Consider the following 14909-nt stretch of genomic DNA (forward strand, 5'->3'; position numbering starts at 1 on the left):
TGTCACATCTTTTCTGGCGCGCTCACACCGAGCAGTTCGAGTCCGTTGGCGATCACCGTGGTGGTGGCGTCGTTGAGCCACAGGCGGGTGCGGTGCACGTCTTCGACTGGCTCATCACCTACTGGCGTGATGCGGCATGCGGCGTACCACGTGTGGTAGGCGGCCGCGACTGATTCGATGTGGCGGGCTACACGGTGCGGTTCGCGGCGCTCGGCTGCCGCGGCCACGGCCGACGGATAGGCGGTGAGCGCTGCCAGCAGGTCGTTTTCGGTTGGATGGTTCAGCAGGCTCGCGTCGAACACGGAGCGGTCCACACCGCGGTCGGCTGCCGCGCGGGCGGCTTGGCGGGAGCGAGCGTGGGCGTACTGGATATAGAAAACGGGGTTTTCGTTGGTTGCGGTGCGCAGAACCTCTGGGTCGAGGTCGATCGGCGAGTCAGCCGGTACGCGTCCGAGCGAGTAACGCAGCGCGTCGGTCCCGAGCCATTCGATGAGGTCTTTGAGCTCGATAATGTTGCCGGCACGCTTGGACAGGCGGGCGCCGTTGACGCTCATGAGCTGGCCAATGAGCACCTCAAGGTTGACAGCAGGGTCGTCGCCGGCGGCGGCTGCGATGGCTTTGAGGCGGCCGATGTAGCCGTGGTGGTCGGCACCGAGCAGGTAGATCTTCTCGGCGAAGCCGCGGTCACGCTTGTTGAGGTAGTAGGCGGCATCGGCGGCGAAGTAGGTCGGCGCCCCGGTGGAGCGGATCAGGACGCGGTCTTTATCGTCACCGAATTCGGAAGTGCGCAGCCAGATTGCCCCGTCTTCTTCGAACACGTGGCCTTGTTCCCTCAGTCGGGCGACTGCTTCTTCGACCTTGCCTTGGTTGTGCAGATCGGATTCTGGGAAGTAGACGTCAAAGTACACACCGAAGTCGGCGAGGGTGTCTTTGATGTCTTTCATCTGCAGGGTGTAGCCGCGTTCACGCAACACGGGTATCGCTTCGGCTTCGGCGAGCTCCTTGACACTGGGGTCTTCTGCGAGGATCTGCTCGGCGATATCAGCGATGTATTGGCCTGGATAGCCACCTTCTTGGACTTCGAGGCCGTGCATGCGCCGGTAGATCGAGGTCGCGAATACGTCCATCTGGGAGCCCGCGTCGTTGATGTAGTACTCGGCGGTCACATCGGCGCCGGATGCGCGCAGCATCCGCACGATCGAGTCCCCGAGTGCCGCCCAACGGGTGTGGCCGATGTGTAGCGGGCCGGTCGGGTTAGCGGAGACGAACTCCATGTTGATTTTGTGGCCGGCGAGCGCATCGTTGTGACCGTAGGTTGCGCCCGCTTCGACGATTCCGCGGGCGATCTCGGCGGCCGCCGCGGTGTCGAGGGTCACGTTGATGAACCCTGGGCCCGCGATGTCGACGGCGGCGACACCTAGGATTGCGGTGAGCTTTTCGGCGATCATCTGGGCGAGCTCGCGTGGTGCGAGCCCGGCTCGCTTACCGAGTTGGAGGGCGATGTTGGTCGCCCAGTCCCCGTGGTCGCGGTTCTTTGGTCGCTCTACCTTGACGGTTTCTGGTAGCTCGACGTTCAGTCGCCCCTCGTTACTGAGGGTGTTGAGGATCTCGGTAAGGTGCGCGGAAAGCTGTTCTGGAGTCACAAAGCTCAATCCTACCGAGGCTTGGCACCGGTTGCATCGCGGATTGCGGATGTGTCAGTTGGGATGTGTCAGTGCGGATGCCGCAGCAGGATGTTGTAGCGCACCGGTTGTGACGGTTGCGGGTGAGGCGTATTCGCTCGGGCGCCCGCTGGGGTGCTATTGTCGAGGACGGCTTTACATTCTGTATGGCTGTGCCCCCGTAGCTCAGTGGATAGAGCGTCCGCCTCCGGAGCGGAAGGTCGAAGGTTCGAATCCTTTCGGGGGCGCTTTTTCGTTTAAGCATGGGGTTTCGTTGTTTGTGCAGGGTGGTTTCGTGACGACGGTTGCGTTGTTAGGTTCTGGGTTTGCGGCTCAGGAGTTGGCTCCGTTGTGTGCCCGTGCGTTGGCGGGGCGTGGCCGTTTGGTGGTGTGGTCGCGTAACGCTGAGACGCTGGGGTGGGTTGTTCAGGATGCCCGCGATGCGGTGAAAGACAGCGTGGTTGTCGACGATGTGGCGGTTGCAGACGATGTGGTGGTCCAGGCGCCCGATGCGGCGAGCGCTGTTGCAGGTTTCACTCAGGATGGCGCGGCTGTCCCGCCGGCTGATGTTGTGTTTCTTGCTCTGCCGTTTGGTTCAGCGATCAACGACGTTGTTACTGGCCTGGGTGAGGCGTTGGCTCGTGCTGCGGTGGTGGATATCTCGAATCCTGTTGAGATGACCGCGTTGGGCCCTAAGCAGGCGATGTATGTTCCGGCTGGTTCCGCTGGCGAAGAGCTTGCTCAGCGATTGCCTGCCGGATGTGTTCATGTTCATGGTTTGACTCACCTTGATGCCTCGGTGTGGGCCGAGGCCGCCGCGCTCGGCGCCGACGGCTCGGCTCCTGCGGCATTGCCGCTCGTGGCTTCCGCGCCAGCGAGCGATCCCCGGGTTCACACAGTCCTGGATCTGTTGACTCGCATGGGTTTCGCCCCGCGCATCATCGGTGGGATCGAGGAGTCCGCGTTGATCGAGGTGGGTGGCCCGTGGGCGCTCGCTCATACGCGCCGCTCCCCTCTCGCTTCTGATTTCTCGTGGGAAGCCGCCGCCGAGGCTTCCCTGCCTGGCGCTTAGCGTGGTTGCGCGCAGTTGCAGACCGCAGGCCTGCCGCCTTTACAACTCGCACCGACCTTAGAATGGTCTCACCATGTCGATGAGCATTTCTTACCCTCCTGAGCTTCCGGTTTCTGCCGCACGCGACGAGATCGTTGAGGCACTCACGCATCACCAAGTGATCGTGGTTGCGGGTGAAACAGGCTCGGGTAAGACGACCCAGCTCCCTAAGATGCTCGCCGAGGTTTTGGGTGTTGCCGACGCCGCTCCGGGTGAGCGCGGCATGATCGCGCACACCCAGCCTCGCCGTATCGCCGCGCGTTCCGTGGCTGAGCGTTTGGCTGAAGAGCTGGGCACCAGCATCGGCAATGACGTGGGTTATCAGGTCCGGTTCACGGATGAGTCCTCTAAGAAGACCCGCATCAAGCTCATGACGGACGGCATTTTGCTCGCGGAGATCGCGGGCGATCCGCAGCTGTCGCGTTATTCGGGCATCATCATTGACGAGGCGCACGAGCGCTCGCTCAACATCGACGTTCTCTTAGGTCACGTCGCACGTCTCCTCCCCGAGCGGCCGGACCTCAAGGTTGTCATTACCTCGGCGACGATCGACCCGGAGTCTTTCGCCCGGCATTTCGCCACCAAGGATCCCGCTGGTGAGCTCACTCCGGCTCCGATCATCGAGGTTTCAGGCCGCACCTATCCCGTGGAGATCCGCTACCGGCCTGTGGGTGAAGACCCGAACGACGGCGCGGATGAGCTGGATCCGGATTCAGCGGCGGCTGATGTCGATATGACCTCGGCGGTGGTCGATGCGGTCAAGGAGCTGGCCGCGGAAGGACCGGGGGATATCTTGGTGTTCTTCTCCGGTGAGCGTGAGATCCGGGACGCGCAGCAAGCTCTCAACGGGGTCATTGGTTCTACGCCGAGGTTGCGTAACAGTGAGGTTTTGCCGCTGTTTGGTCGGTTGTCGATGGCGGAACAGCACCGTATTTTCGCGCCGGGTTCCAAGCGGCGGATCGTGTTGGCCACCAACGTCGCGGAGACTTCGTTGACGGTTCCTGGGATCCGGTACGTGGTGGATACGGGGTTGGCTCGTATTTCGCGGTATTCGACCCGCACCAAGGTTCAGCGTTTGCCGATCGAGCGGATTTCGCAGGCTTCTGCCCGGCAGCGTTCGGGCCGTTCGGGCCGTGTTGCTGACGGTATTGCTATCCGTTTGTATTCGGAAGAGGATTTCGAATCCCGTCCGGAGTTCACAGACCCGGAGATTCTGCGCACCAATCTTGCGTCTGTGATTTTGCAGATGGCGGCGATGAAGGTCATCCAGACTCCGGACGATATCGCCGAGTTCCCGTTCGTCCAGGCTCCCCCGGCGCGTGCGGTGCGTGACGGTGTGACCCTGTTGCGTGAGCTTGGCGCGCTCACCGAGCCAGGGCAACAGGATCAAAGCGGCCGGCAACAACAGCGCAAGCCACGCGGCCGTCGCGGCCGCGTGCCTCAACGTCCGCGGGGTCCGTTGACGCGCATTGGGCGGGATCTTGCGCGTTTACCGGTGGATGTGCGTTTGGGCCGCATGATTCTGGAGGCCGCGAAGCATTCGGCGGCTACTGAGGTTCTGGTGATCGCTGCCGCACTGTCGATTCAGGATCCGAGGGAGCGGCCATCGGAGGAATCCGGTAACCGCGCTAAAGCCGCCGAGATGCACTCACGTTTTTCAGATAAGACCTCAGACTTCACGGGCTTGCTGAATCTGTGGCGTTACGTGCAGGAGCAACAGCGTGAGTTGTCATCCTCGGCGTTCCGGCGTTTGTGCCGCGCGGAGTTCATCAACTTCTTGCGGGTGCGTGAGTGGCAGGACCTGTTCGAGCAGTTGCGAAAACTTGTGAAGCCTCTACGGATTTCGGTACCGAACCGGGATGTGGATCCGGTCAGCAAGCACGATGCGATCCACATGTCGTTGCTGAGCGGGTTGCTCTCTCACATCGGTTCGTGGGATGAACGCAAGCGTGAGTATGCTGGCGCCCGGGGTACACGGTTCTCGATCTTCCCCGGTTCTGCTTTGGCTAAACGTAGACCGGAGTTCGCGATGGCCGCAGAACTCGTGGAGACCTCGCGACTGTGGGCGCGCACGGTCGCTGAGTTCAACCCGGACTGGGTTGAGAAGCTCGCCCCACACCTGATCAAGGTTTCGCATTCGGAGCCGCACTGGTCGCGTCAGCAGGGGGCGGCGTTGATCTATGAGAAGGTCACGCTGTTCGGTGTCACGGTGGTTGCTCGCCGCCGGGCACAGTTATCCCGCATTGACAAGGCGCTGGCCCGCGAGCTGTTCATCCGGCATGCGCTGGTCGAGGGTGATTGGGATACGCGCCATGCTTTCTTCCGGCGCAATCTGAAGCGTTTGCGTGAGGTTGAAGAGATGCAGACCCGCATGCGTCGCCATGACTTATTGGCTGATGATCATGCGCTTTTTGATTTCTATGATCAGCGCATCCCCGCGCATGTTTCTGATCAACGGGCTCTGGACCGTTGGTGGAAGGGGGCCCGCAGCGAGGATCCGCACCTGCTGGATTTCGATCCGGAGAAGCTTCTGCAGGCCGATGGTGAAGAGCTTGATCACGATGCGTACCCGCAGCAGTGGCGTGTGGATGATGATCTCTCGCTTGAGTTGCGTTATGCGTTCGATCCCACGGGCGCGGGCCGCGATGGCGTGTATGTTCGTGTGCCGATCGTGTTCTTGAACCAGCTGAGCCCCGAGCCGTTCCAGTGGCATGTTCCGGGGTTCCGGGTCGAGCTGATCACGGCTTTGATCCGTTCGTTGCCTAAACAGGTGCGGAAGGCTTTCGTCCCAGCGCCCGATGTTGCACAGGCCGCCGCCGATGCGCTAGCTGAGGATTTTGATCCGGCCTCCGATGCGTTGCTTCCGAGCCTCGAACTGGTTCTGCGCAGGCTGCGCGGCGAGGTGATCCCTGAAGGGGCTTGGGACTGGGGCCGGGTGCCGGACTATCTGAAACCGACGTTCCAGGTGATCGGTGCCCGAGGCAAGATCCTCGGCGATTCGAAGGACCTGAGCGCCCTGCAGGCTCAGCTTGCGAGCCAGAACCGGGCGGCGATCGCATCCGAACTCGGGGTTTCTGCCGAGCAACTCGGTGAGGCGAAGCGGCGCGCGGGAGGCGGCAACCAGAAACAGGGTGCGGGCAAGCGAACGCCTAAGCCTGCCGGCAAGCCAGCACCTAAGCCAGGGCCCAAACAGAACCCGGGCACCGCATCGGGCGCTGATAAGGCATCCAGTATGTGGGAGCAGCGCGGGCTCACCCAGTGGCCTTCCGGGCTACCTGAGAACCGCTTCCCGCACGAGGTTTCAGCATCCGTGCGTGGCCGTGACATCACCGGCTATCCGGGGCTGAGCGACCTCACGAACGCCGTGGGAGTTACGATCTACCGCTCCGAGTCCGAACGCGTCACGGGCCACCGCCGCGGGACTATCCGTTTGCTCGCGCTCACGGTGCCTTCACCTCAGCGCTACGTCATGGATCACCTGACCAGCCGCGAAAAGATAGCGTTCGCACGTACCCCGCACGGGGACGTAGACACGTTCGTCAAGGACGCCGTTTACGCCGCGATCGACCAGCTGACCCCACCGCACGCGCCTCTGGATGAGGCCGGGTTTAAGGCGCTGTTTAACCACGTGCGTGGCGAGCTGATAGAGGCCACACTCGGGCTCATCAAGAGCCTCGAGAAGACACTGGCAAGCGCTAACCGGGTTCAGGCGCGCCTCGATTCGAACACCTCGAGCGCGTTGGCCGATACGGTCTCAGACATCCGCTCCCAACTTCGCGGACTGCTGTATCCCGGGTTCGTTGCCGCGGCGGGCGGTCACAACGTGATGCACCTGCCGCGCTATATGGAGGCGATTGAGAAGCGGATGGAGAAGGTTGAGGCCGGGGCGCTGACCCGCGACCTCGAGAACACCGACATCATCCAAGAGCTCGAAGACGCCTACGACAACGCCCTCGATGCCGTCCCACAAGGCACCGCACCCTCGGAGAAGCTCCTGGACATCAAATGGTTGCTCGAAGAGCAACGCGTGTCGCTGTTCGCCCAAGAATTGGGAACAGCGCGGTCCGTATCCCCTAAACGGATCCGAACCGCGCTGCGAGAAGCCCAACACTAACCGCGGAACGCCCCGCCATACTGCGGGAGTTGCCGCGGCAATCCGCCGCGCTATTGAGGCAGGTTGGCTTCGTGGCCCGCCGCCTTGAGCGCATCGAGAATCTTGCGCTGGGCTTCATCGAAGACCTCGTCCGCCACATCATTCTGAACATTATCGAGGCTGTAGTCCTCAAGCGAGTTGGTCGGCCACACGTGAACGTGCAAGTGATCAACCTCGAAGCCAGCAATCATGAGGCCCGCGCGCTCAGCACCGAACGCCTTGAGCTGCGCCTGACCGATCGTCTGAGCAACCGTAGACAAGTGCGCGATCAACTCCGGCGAGGCATCCGTCCACTTATCGACCTCTTCACGCGGGACCACGAGCGTGTGCCCCTGAGTGATGGGACCGATCGACAAGAACGCCACACACGTTTCATCCGACCACACAAAACGGCCGGGAAGCTCTCCATTGATGATGCGGGTAAACAACGTTGCCACGGAACTTCCTCTCCAACAACCCGCCCCCGCGGGCCGTCTAGTTTTTAGTGTCTACTCTGAATTGCGGGCCCTGAATCCTCACGCCCTCGCTAGGCGTTCAGGTTGGATTCCAAGCTACCGATATCGAGCACCCCACGGTAGTGGAGCTCACCGGCGACCATCCGGTCCCATGCCTCGTTCATGTCCGCTGCGGTCACAATCTCGACGTCCGGGACAACACCGTGGGCGGCACAGAACTCAAGCATCCGCTGAGTCTGCTCGATCCCGCCGATCTTAGTGCCAGCCAGACGCAGGCCCCGGTTCACTAGCGTTCGCGGATCAACCAACGGCATCGCCGCGCCGTCCGTATCTGCCGGCAGGCCCGCGAGCACCACGGTGCCTCGCGGAGCCAACAGATCCAACAGTGCACCCACATCGTGCGGCGCAGAAATCGCGTCCACCAGCACCGTGAATCGGCCACGGGCAGCATCCAGAGCGTCTTCATCCGTGGTGAGCACGACGTCGTGGGCACCTAGCCGACGGGCGTCCTCAGCTTTCGCTGGAGTCCGCGTCAACGCTGTGACCTCGGCGCCCATCGCGGCTGCCAGCTTGATCGCCATATGTCCCAAACCGCCGATACCAGCTACGGCTACCTTGTCCCCCGGCCCCACACGCAGATCCTCAAGTGGCGCATACATCGTGATCCCTGCGCACAGCAGCGGCGCGGCGTGCGCTGGGCCGATCTGCTCCGGGATGCTCAGCACGAAATCCTCCGGCACCACGATGCTCGTCGCATACCCGCCCTGCGTCCGCTCCGAATGCGGGGCATCCCATGCACCGTAGGTGCCCACCGCGTTATGAATGCAGAACTGCTCATCTTGACGTTTGCACGGTTCACACACACGGCACGAACCAACCATGCACCCCACGCCCACGCGCTCGCCGACCTGCCGGTTGTAGACCTCAGAACCGATCGCGCACACACGCCCGACCATTTCATGTCCCGTCACCAGCGGTAGCGCGCGGGAACCCCATTCGCCGCGGGCGGTGTGGACGTCCGAGTGGCACAGGCCGCAGTATTCGAGGTCGATCACGATGTCCCGAGGCCCGGCCGCACGACGTGGGATCGCGAACTGCTCGAGCGGACCACCCAGTTCCCGCACGCCCAAGGCGAGCGCTTCGTGTGCGTGGCCTTGGAAGGCGGCGAGCCGCTGGGCCTCCCATTCCTGAGAGGTGAAGAGTTGCTGTCCTGCTTGGGCGAAACGGGCTGGCAGAACCTTGTCCTTACGCCCGATGCGCGGGTCAGGTTCGTCTTCGTGCTCCCCTGCCGCTGGGCTGGGTTTGTCTTGTTGCGCATCAACGCTCGTGGCTTGAGTGCTGTTGGCGGCGTCGGCATCGTGGGCGGCTTGTTCAGCGCGGCGGCGCGCTTCAGCGAGAACGGCTACGGAAGGGATCTTCGCAGGAGTCATGTCTCTACTTTATTTGATTCCACCCTTGCATAGTCGTTGCGTTGGACCCACAACTCGGCTCTGAGCTTGGTAGCCCTTGGGCTGTGTAACGTAACCGACTTTTTTCACCCAACAGCCTGATATAGGTTAGCCTCATCTAATTAGCGAATAGAATCATTCGCTAATTAGATGAGGCTGCGGGTTTTGACCCCGTGCCCCGTTCTCGAGTTCGGATTTCAATGTTCTTAGCTTCACTGTTGATTGGATTGCGCGAAGGCCTGGAAGCCTCGCTCATCATCGGCGTTTTAGTTGCCTACCTCGGCAAACTGGGTCGCCGTGACAGCCTGCGCCCCATGTGGAGCGGAGTGATCATAGCCCTCGTGCTCACCGCAGCAATTGGTGCAGTGAGTACCTTTGGCCGTTCGCGTTTGACCTTCCGCACGCAGGAGATCATCGGCGGCTCGATGTCGATCCTGGCCGTTGTCATGATCACCGGCATGATCTTTTGGATGCTCAACGCGGGCAAGAAAATGAACTCGATGCTCGAAGGCGACATCGACAAGCTGCGTGCCCGCCGCAAAAGTGTGGGATATGCCGTCTTCTTTGTCGCGTTCATCTCCGTGGGCCGCGAAGGGATCGAAACCACCATTATTTTGTGGGGGTGGGTCAACGAACCACTGGCGATCATGGGCGCGTTGACAGGTGTGATTGTCGCGGTTGCGCTGGGCTGGGCGCTCTTCAAAGGGCTCGTCCGCTTCAATCTAAGCACCTTCTTTACGTGGTCAGGCGCCGCCCTCATCGTGGTGGCTGGCGGTGTGCTGGCATACGGCATCCATGACCTGCAGGAAGCCGCGGTGCTGCCTGGACCGTTTTCCGGTGCACCCATCACACCTACGCACCCGCGTACCGGCGAAGTCCTGACCGGATTCTTCACCTACCCGTTCTGGGGTGCGGCTTTCCCTTTCGGGTGGGCCTTCGACATCTCCGATGTGCTTGACCCCTCCGGTGTGCTCGCCACATTCCTCAAAGGAACAGTCGGATTCGTTCCGCAAATGTCGTGGCTCGAAGTACTCGCATGGTTTATCTACATGGTCCTTGTGATCCCGAGGTTTATTCGGCGTGCACGCGAAGCCAAGAACCCGAGGCGCACTGAGGCCAACGAGTCCAAACCAGTTCCACATCCCCAATCAGTCTCAACGAGTGAGGACAACCTATGAAAAAGATCATCCGCGTTTCTTCCGTGCCTGTTATAGCCCTGACGATGGCCGCGCTGACGGCGTGTGAGCCTAACGCATCTGATGGTGCGCTCAACGTCAAGGCAACGAATACGGAATGCTCGGTATCCAGCGATACTGCGGAGTCAGGTTCTCGCCAATTCACCATCAAAAACGAAGGCGATATCGTCACGGAGTTCTACCTCTTAGGCGAAGACAAACTGCGCATCGTAGCGGAAAAGGAGAACATCGCTCCCGGCGCCGAAGCCACGCTCTCCGTTTCACTCCAACCAGGAACGTATTTCACGGCGTGTAAGCCTGGGCTACGTGGAGCAAATGTTGGTGAAGCTCAGTTCACAGTCACCGGCAAGCCTGTTGAGGTCTCCGGTCAGGACAAGGAGCTCTTTGACAAGGCCGTCAAAGACTACGTTGCGTTCGTGAAGAAGGAAGTCACCGAGCTTGAGCCTAAAGTGACTGAATTCGCTGAAGCCTACGCGGCCGGTGATGACGATAAGGCACGCAAGCTGTACGCGCCAACACGCACGCACTACGAACGCATCGAACCTATCGCTGAAGCCTTGGGTGTGCTCGATCCGCGCATCGACTACCGCGAAGTCGACTACCTCGCCGAGGCCGACATCCTCAAGAAGGACGACCCAACATTCACGGAATGGCTCGGCTTCCACCGCATGGAGAAAGACCTCTTCCCACCTAAGAAGGGTGAGAAGAACGCGGACGGCTCTGATGCGTTTGCCGAGTGGAAACCATCCACCGCTAAGGACCGCAAGCGGATTGCGGATTCTTTGAAAGCCGATGTAAAGAAACTTCGCAAGACCGTCGAGGCCGATACTTTCATCAAAGATCAGCAGATCAACATCGCAACTGTTTCTAACGGGGCCTCAGATCTGTTGGAAGAAGTAGCCGTCAGCAAGGTCACCGGTGAAGAAGACTGGTGGTCGCATACCGACCTCTACGACTTCGCAGCGAACGTCGAAGGCTCCAAGATTGCGTTTGACCTCGTGAAACCCATCGCTGAACGCAAGGGTGCCGAAGGCGAAAAGCTTATAAAAGAAATTGAGGAGGAATATACCGAACTCAACCGTCTACTGGGTAAATACGGAAGCTTGGACAAAGGCTTCGTCAGCTACGACACCGTCACAGCGGAACAGCAAGCCGAGCTGACCCACCAGATCGACAAACTCCGTGAACCCCTATCCAAGCTCACCGGAACCGTCTTGGAGATCAAGTGATGACCGAACCGGATAAGAAATCGGCGGAAACCGAACAGTCAGAACCGAGCCGAAACGTTGGACGTCGCAGTCTGCTCGGCGCGATCGGCGCCGGGGCCGCCGGACTGGCCCTGGGAGGCGCTTCAGGGTTCACCTGGGGAAAAACTCGTTCCCAGACAGAACCCACCGAGATAGCGAGTACATATCCTTTCGAAGGCGAGCACCAAGCAGGAATCACCACCGAAGCGCAAGACCGCATGCACTTCGCCGCTTTCGACATGGTGGACGGAGCCACACGCGAGGACGTTATCGCGGTCTTAAAAGACTGGACCCAAGCGGCACGTCGCCTCGTCTTGGGTGGTGAGACAACAGCGCGAGGCGCTTTTGGGGGCGGGCCGAACTTCCCGCCAGATGACACCGGTGAAGCATACGCTCTCGACCCGGCCGGCCTGACGCTGACTTTCGGGTTTGGCCGCTCACTGTTCGTTACCGCAGACGGGAAAGACCGCTTCGGATTGCGTAAGCACATGCCCAAAGAGTTCATCGACATGCCCGTGATGACCAATGACTTTCTGGATCCTCACCGCTGCGGAGGCGACCTATGCATCCAGGCTTGTGCGGACGACCCCCAAGTGGCGGTGCATGCGATCCGCAACCTCACCCGGATAGGGGTAGGCAAAACCCGCATCAAATGGTCACAGCTAGGGTTCGGGCGCACCTCCTCAACCACGCGCAGCCAAGAAACGCCGCGCAACCTTTTCGGGCAGAAAGACGGTACGGCCAATATCAAAGCCGAAGACACCGATGCCCTCAACGAGCATGTATGGATTACCTCCGGCCCCGAATGGGCACGCGGTGGCAGCTACCTGGTGGCCAGGCGTATCTATATGACGATCGAAATATGGGACACACTCCAACTAGCCGAACAGGAACGGGTCACCGGCCGTTTCAAGCATGACGGCGCTCCCCTCTCTGGCGGCGACGAGTTCACTGCCGTGGACTTCCACAAGCTCGATAGCCAAGGGAATCCGTTAGTCGAGGAGACCTCGCATGTGGCTCGTGTGCACCCAGACAACAACAACGGCATTCGCATGTTGCGCCGCGGCTACAACTTTGTGGATGGCAACGACGATCAAGGACGCCTCAACGCAGGCCTGTTCTTCATTGCGTTCGTCAACGACCCCGCTCGATTCGCTCAGGTACATAGAAACATGTCACGCGATGAGATGTTCGTCGAATACCTTAAAACCACCGGCTCCGGGGTGTATCTAGTCCCTCCGGGAGTGGGCGCGGAAGGATACGTGGGGCAAGCCCTGCTTGAAGCCTAGGAGTGTTGCAGTACTCCTAGGGCAAGCACGTGCACTACACGGGCGCACTAAACTGGTGGCACCTGTAGATGACTGTCATGCTGAAAGAGCATCGAGGCTGTAACCTATGCAGCTGTAACCCTGACCAGGTTGTGAGTTTAGGAGAACGCATGTCGAAGAAACCGGCAACAACTGTGCGTCGTAACACTCGTCAACGCGCGCTTCTTGAGGAAGAGCTCCGCCGCCACGAAGACTTCCGTACCGCACAAGAGATTCACCAGTGCATGCTCAGCCATGGCGATACGGTTTCGCTGGCAACCATCTACAGGTCGCTCACCCAAATGCATGAAGACGGGGTTGTTGACCAGGTCCGTACTGAAAGCGGCGAGATGGCTTTTCGCCGCTGCCACGACGAAGGCCACCATCACCACCTCGTATGCCGCCAATGCGGCGCCGCGGAAGAAGTTGACGCCCCCGAGTTCGAAGAATGGGCCGACGAGCTCGCCGCCGCCTACGGTTTCACCGGCGTAGACCACAACCTCGAACTCAACGGCTACTGCCCTGAGTGCTCCCGCAACCGATAAACGACGTGCTCCCGCAACCGGTAAACAACGCCGGTGTTGTTGCCTCCAGTGTTCCGCCCGCGTTCAGCGTTACTGTTTCCACGCCATCGTGCGTGACCCCACGGCCCTGGCGATCAGCCAGATCACAAACGAAATCGTTGTGATGTAGGGGCTCACCGGAAGCGATCCTGCCAGGGAAAGCAATATCCCTCCTACGAGCGAAATTTCAGCGAATATAACGGAGAGCACCACGACTTTCCCGGGGCTAGCCGTCAGCCGCATCGCCGCCGCAGCCGGGGTGATCAGCAACGCCAAAACCAACAGCGCACCCACGACATGGATCGACAACGCGACCGCTACACCCAACACGATCATGAACGCTGTGGACAAACCCGCCACCGGAACACCGCGGGCGCGAGCAACCCACGGGTCAGTCGAAGCGAACATCAATGGCCGCCACATCAGCGCTAGCAAAGCCAAGACAACGAAGGTTCCGATCGCGATCGACGGCAGACGCGAATCATCCACCGCCACAATCTGGCCAGTCAGCAAACCGAACTTATTGGCGCTACGTCCCTGATACAGGGCCAACGCGAGGATGCCAAGACCCAAGCCGAACGGCATCATCACACCCGTGATCGCGTTACGTTCACGCGCACCAGAACCCAGCAAGCCCATGATGAGGGCCGCCATGATCGAGCCGACCATCGAACCTGTCACCACGTCGTAGCCGAGCAACAACGCGATCGAGGCTCCGGCGAAACTCAGCTCCGCGATCCCGTGGACCGCGAAACCCATATCGCGGGTCATGACCATGACGCCGACGACACCGCCCATCACCGCGAGCAGTGCGCCCGCGATAATGCTTGGCCACACGAGCGCGAGAAGCTCGCCATAATCCTCGAATGAAAAGATCCGCTCCCATAACTCAGGCCCCACGGCGCAACTCCTCACCGTAGTGACCATGGCTGTGGCCGTGATCGTGATGGGCGTGATCCTCGCTGCCTAGGATCGCGACGCGCCCACCCAGACGAACAACATCGATCCTGCGGCCGAAAAGCTCAGAGAGCGTGTGCGTGTTGATGACGTCCTCCGGGGCACCGATGCGGTGCTGGCCTTCAACCAGGTAAAGAACCCGATCAACATAAGGCAAGATCGGATTAATCTCGTGTGTTACGAAAATGATCGCCGAATCCTCTTGGCGGGCCTGCTCCGCAATCAGCTGGGTCACTTCCTGCTGGCGGGCCACATCCAAGGACAACAGAGGCTCATCGCACAACAGCAACGCCGGATTACTCGCCAACGCTTGCGCGGCACGTAGCCTCTGCTGCTCGCCACCCGATAACTGCCATACAGGCCGCATCGCGTATGAGGACGCATCGACCCGTTCAATCAGTTCTTCCACCCGCTTCTTCAACTTACGCCGACGGGGATCGAACAGCCGCGGCCCCCAACGTTGCCCATCCAAGCCTTGGGCAACCATGTCCCATCCCCGAAGAGGGGTCCCCTCGGGGATGGGACGCTGCTGAGGGATCACGGAAACGTCGTGGGCGTTCGCGCTCACTCCATGCCCGGCAATCCGCGCTTGACCACTCGTGAGGTTCTGCATTCCCAGCAGAACCTTCAACAGTGTGGTCTTCCCGGCGCCATTAGGCCCCAAGACGGCGACGAACTCCCCCGCCTCGATCGTGAGATTGAGCCGATCGAAAATGACGCGGTCCCCAAAGCACAGGTGAGCATCGATCAGCTCAACTGCGGGAGCTTTGGTGTTCTCGGACATAAGTGAGGTGTACTCCAGAATTCCTAA

The 14909-nt window shown here is 60.5% G+C and carries 11 protein-coding genes and 1 tRNA gene; 7 read left to right on the top strand and 5 right to left on the bottom strand.

Annotated elements, in window-relative coordinates:
• Positions 1 to 2: 2 nt before the first annotated feature.
• On the bottom strand, positions 3 to 1643 hold the full coding sequence (gene argS, locus HMPREF3175_RS01980; RefSeq protein WP_035754578.1) for an arginine--tRNA ligase: 1641 nt from the start codon (positions 1641 to 1643) through the stop codon (positions 3 to 5).
• A gap of 193 nt (positions 1644 to 1836) precedes the next feature.
• Between argS and HMPREF3175_RS01985 the strand changes: the two genes are divergently transcribed.
• The 3 genes from HMPREF3175_RS01985 (at position 1837) to hrpA (ending at position 6886) form a co-directional block, all read left to right on the top strand.
• A tRNA-Arg gene (locus HMPREF3175_RS01985) sits at positions 1837 to 1909 on the top strand.
• A 47-nt stretch (positions 1910 to 1956) separates the two neighbouring features.
• Positions 1957 to 2733, top strand: a complete 777-nt coding sequence (locus tag HMPREF3175_RS01990) for an NAD(P)-binding domain-containing protein (protein ID WP_176745107.1) — start codon at positions 1957 to 1959, stop codon at positions 2731 to 2733.
• Positions 2734 to 2806: 73 nt separating this feature from the next.
• Positions 2807 to 6886, top strand: coding sequence for an ATP-dependent RNA helicase HrpA (gene hrpA, locus HMPREF3175_RS01995; protein WP_070490430.1), 4080 nt, complete (start codon positions 2807 to 2809; stop codon positions 6884 to 6886).
• 50 nt (positions 6887 to 6936) lie between these two features.
• On the opposite strand, the gene HMPREF3175_RS02000 is transcribed toward hrpA, so the two are convergent.
• Both HMPREF3175_RS02000 and HMPREF3175_RS02005 read right to left on the bottom strand, forming a co-directional pair.
• The gene (locus HMPREF3175_RS02000) at positions 6937 to 7362 is read right to left on the bottom strand and encodes an HIT family protein (protein WP_035754574.1); all 426 of its coding nucleotides are present in this window, start codon (positions 7360 to 7362) and stop codon (positions 6937 to 6939) included.
• An 89-nt stretch (positions 7363 to 7451) separates the two neighbouring features.
• Positions 7452 to 8810 (bottom strand): NAD(P)-dependent alcohol dehydrogenase, encoded by a 1359-nt coding sequence (locus HMPREF3175_RS02005; RefSeq protein ID WP_083289348.1) that lies wholly within the window; start codon positions 8808 to 8810, stop codon positions 7452 to 7454.
• Between the two features lie 218 nt (positions 8811 to 9028).
• On the opposite strand from HMPREF3175_RS02005, the gene efeU reads away from it, so the two are divergent.
• From efeU to HMPREF3175_RS02025, 4 genes are all read left to right on the top strand, one after another.
• On the top strand, positions 9029 to 10006 hold the full coding sequence (gene efeU / locus HMPREF3175_RS02010; protein WP_035754572.1) for an iron uptake transporter permease EfeU: 978 nt from the start codon (positions 9029 to 9031) through the stop codon (positions 10004 to 10006).
• Complete coding sequence (gene efeO / locus HMPREF3175_RS02015; RefSeq protein WP_070490432.1) at positions 10003 to 11253, top strand: iron uptake system protein EfeO; 1251 nt, start codon at positions 10003 to 10005, stop codon at positions 11251 to 11253. Before efeU ends, efeO begins: the two co-directional genes overlap by 4 nt.
• Entirely contained in the window at positions 11253 to 12560 is a 1308-nt protein-coding gene (gene efeB, locus HMPREF3175_RS02020; RefSeq protein ID WP_070490434.1) for an iron uptake transporter deferrochelatase/peroxidase subunit, read from the top strand. The genes efeO and efeB overlap by 1 nt, the downstream gene beginning before the upstream one ends.
• A gap of 149 nt (positions 12561 to 12709) precedes the next feature.
• Entirely contained in the window at positions 12710 to 13123 is a 414-nt protein-coding gene (locus tag HMPREF3175_RS02025; protein WP_070490436.1) for a Fur family transcriptional regulator, read from the top strand.
• A 69-nt stretch (positions 13124 to 13192) separates the two neighbouring features.
• Here the strand turns inward: HMPREF3175_RS02025 and HMPREF3175_RS02030 are convergent, their stop codons facing one another.
• Positions 13193 to 14068 (bottom strand): metal ABC transporter permease, encoded by an 876-nt coding sequence (locus HMPREF3175_RS02030; RefSeq protein WP_070490438.1) that lies wholly within the window; start codon positions 14066 to 14068, stop codon positions 13193 to 13195.
• Positions 14031 to 14882, bottom strand: a complete 852-nt coding sequence (locus tag HMPREF3175_RS02035; RefSeq protein ID WP_070490440.1) for a metal ABC transporter ATP-binding protein — start codon at positions 14880 to 14882, stop codon at positions 14031 to 14033. Before HMPREF3175_RS02035 ends, HMPREF3175_RS02030 begins: the two co-directional genes overlap by 38 nt.
• Positions 14883 to 14909 lie beyond the last annotated feature (27 nt).

Origin of the sequence: Arthrobacter sp. HMSC08H08 (genome assembly GCF_001807575.1) — a bacterium.
GTDB classification, from domain to species: domain Bacteria; phylum Actinomycetota; class Actinomycetes; order Actinomycetales; family Micrococcaceae; genus Pseudoglutamicibacter; species Pseudoglutamicibacter albus.

Bases quoted from the DNA above. Each gene is read 5' to 3' on its own strand.
- efeU (WP_035754572.1), top strand. From the start codon at position 9,029: ATGTTCTTAGCTTCACTGTTGATTGGATTGCGCGAAGGCCTGGAAGCC.
- HMPREF3175_RS02030 (WP_070490438.1), bottom strand. From the start codon at position 14,068: ATGGTCACTACGGTGAGGAGTTGCGCCGTGGGGCCTGAGTTATGGGAG.
- HMPREF3175_RS02025 (WP_070490436.1), top strand. From the start codon at position 12,710: ATGTCGAAGAAACCGGCAACAACTGTGCGTCGTAACACTCGTCAACGC.
- efeO (WP_070490432.1), top strand. From the start codon at position 10,003: ATGAAAAAGATCATCCGCGTTTCTTCCGTGCCTGTTATAGCCCTGACG.
- hrpA (WP_070490430.1), top strand. From the start codon at position 2,807: ATGTCGATGAGCATTTCTTACCCTCCTGAGCTTCCGGTTTCTGCCGCA.
- HMPREF3175_RS02005 (WP_083289348.1), bottom strand. From the start codon at position 8,810: ATGACTCCTGCGAAGATCCCTTCCGTAGCCGTTCTCGCTGAAGCGCGC.
- efeB (WP_070490434.1), top strand. From the start codon at position 11,253: ATGACCGAACCGGATAAGAAATCGGCGGAAACCGAACAGTCAGAACCG.
- HMPREF3175_RS02035 (WP_070490440.1), bottom strand. From the start codon at position 14,882: ATGTCCGAGAACACCAAAGCTCCCGCAGTTGAGCTGATCGATGCTCAC.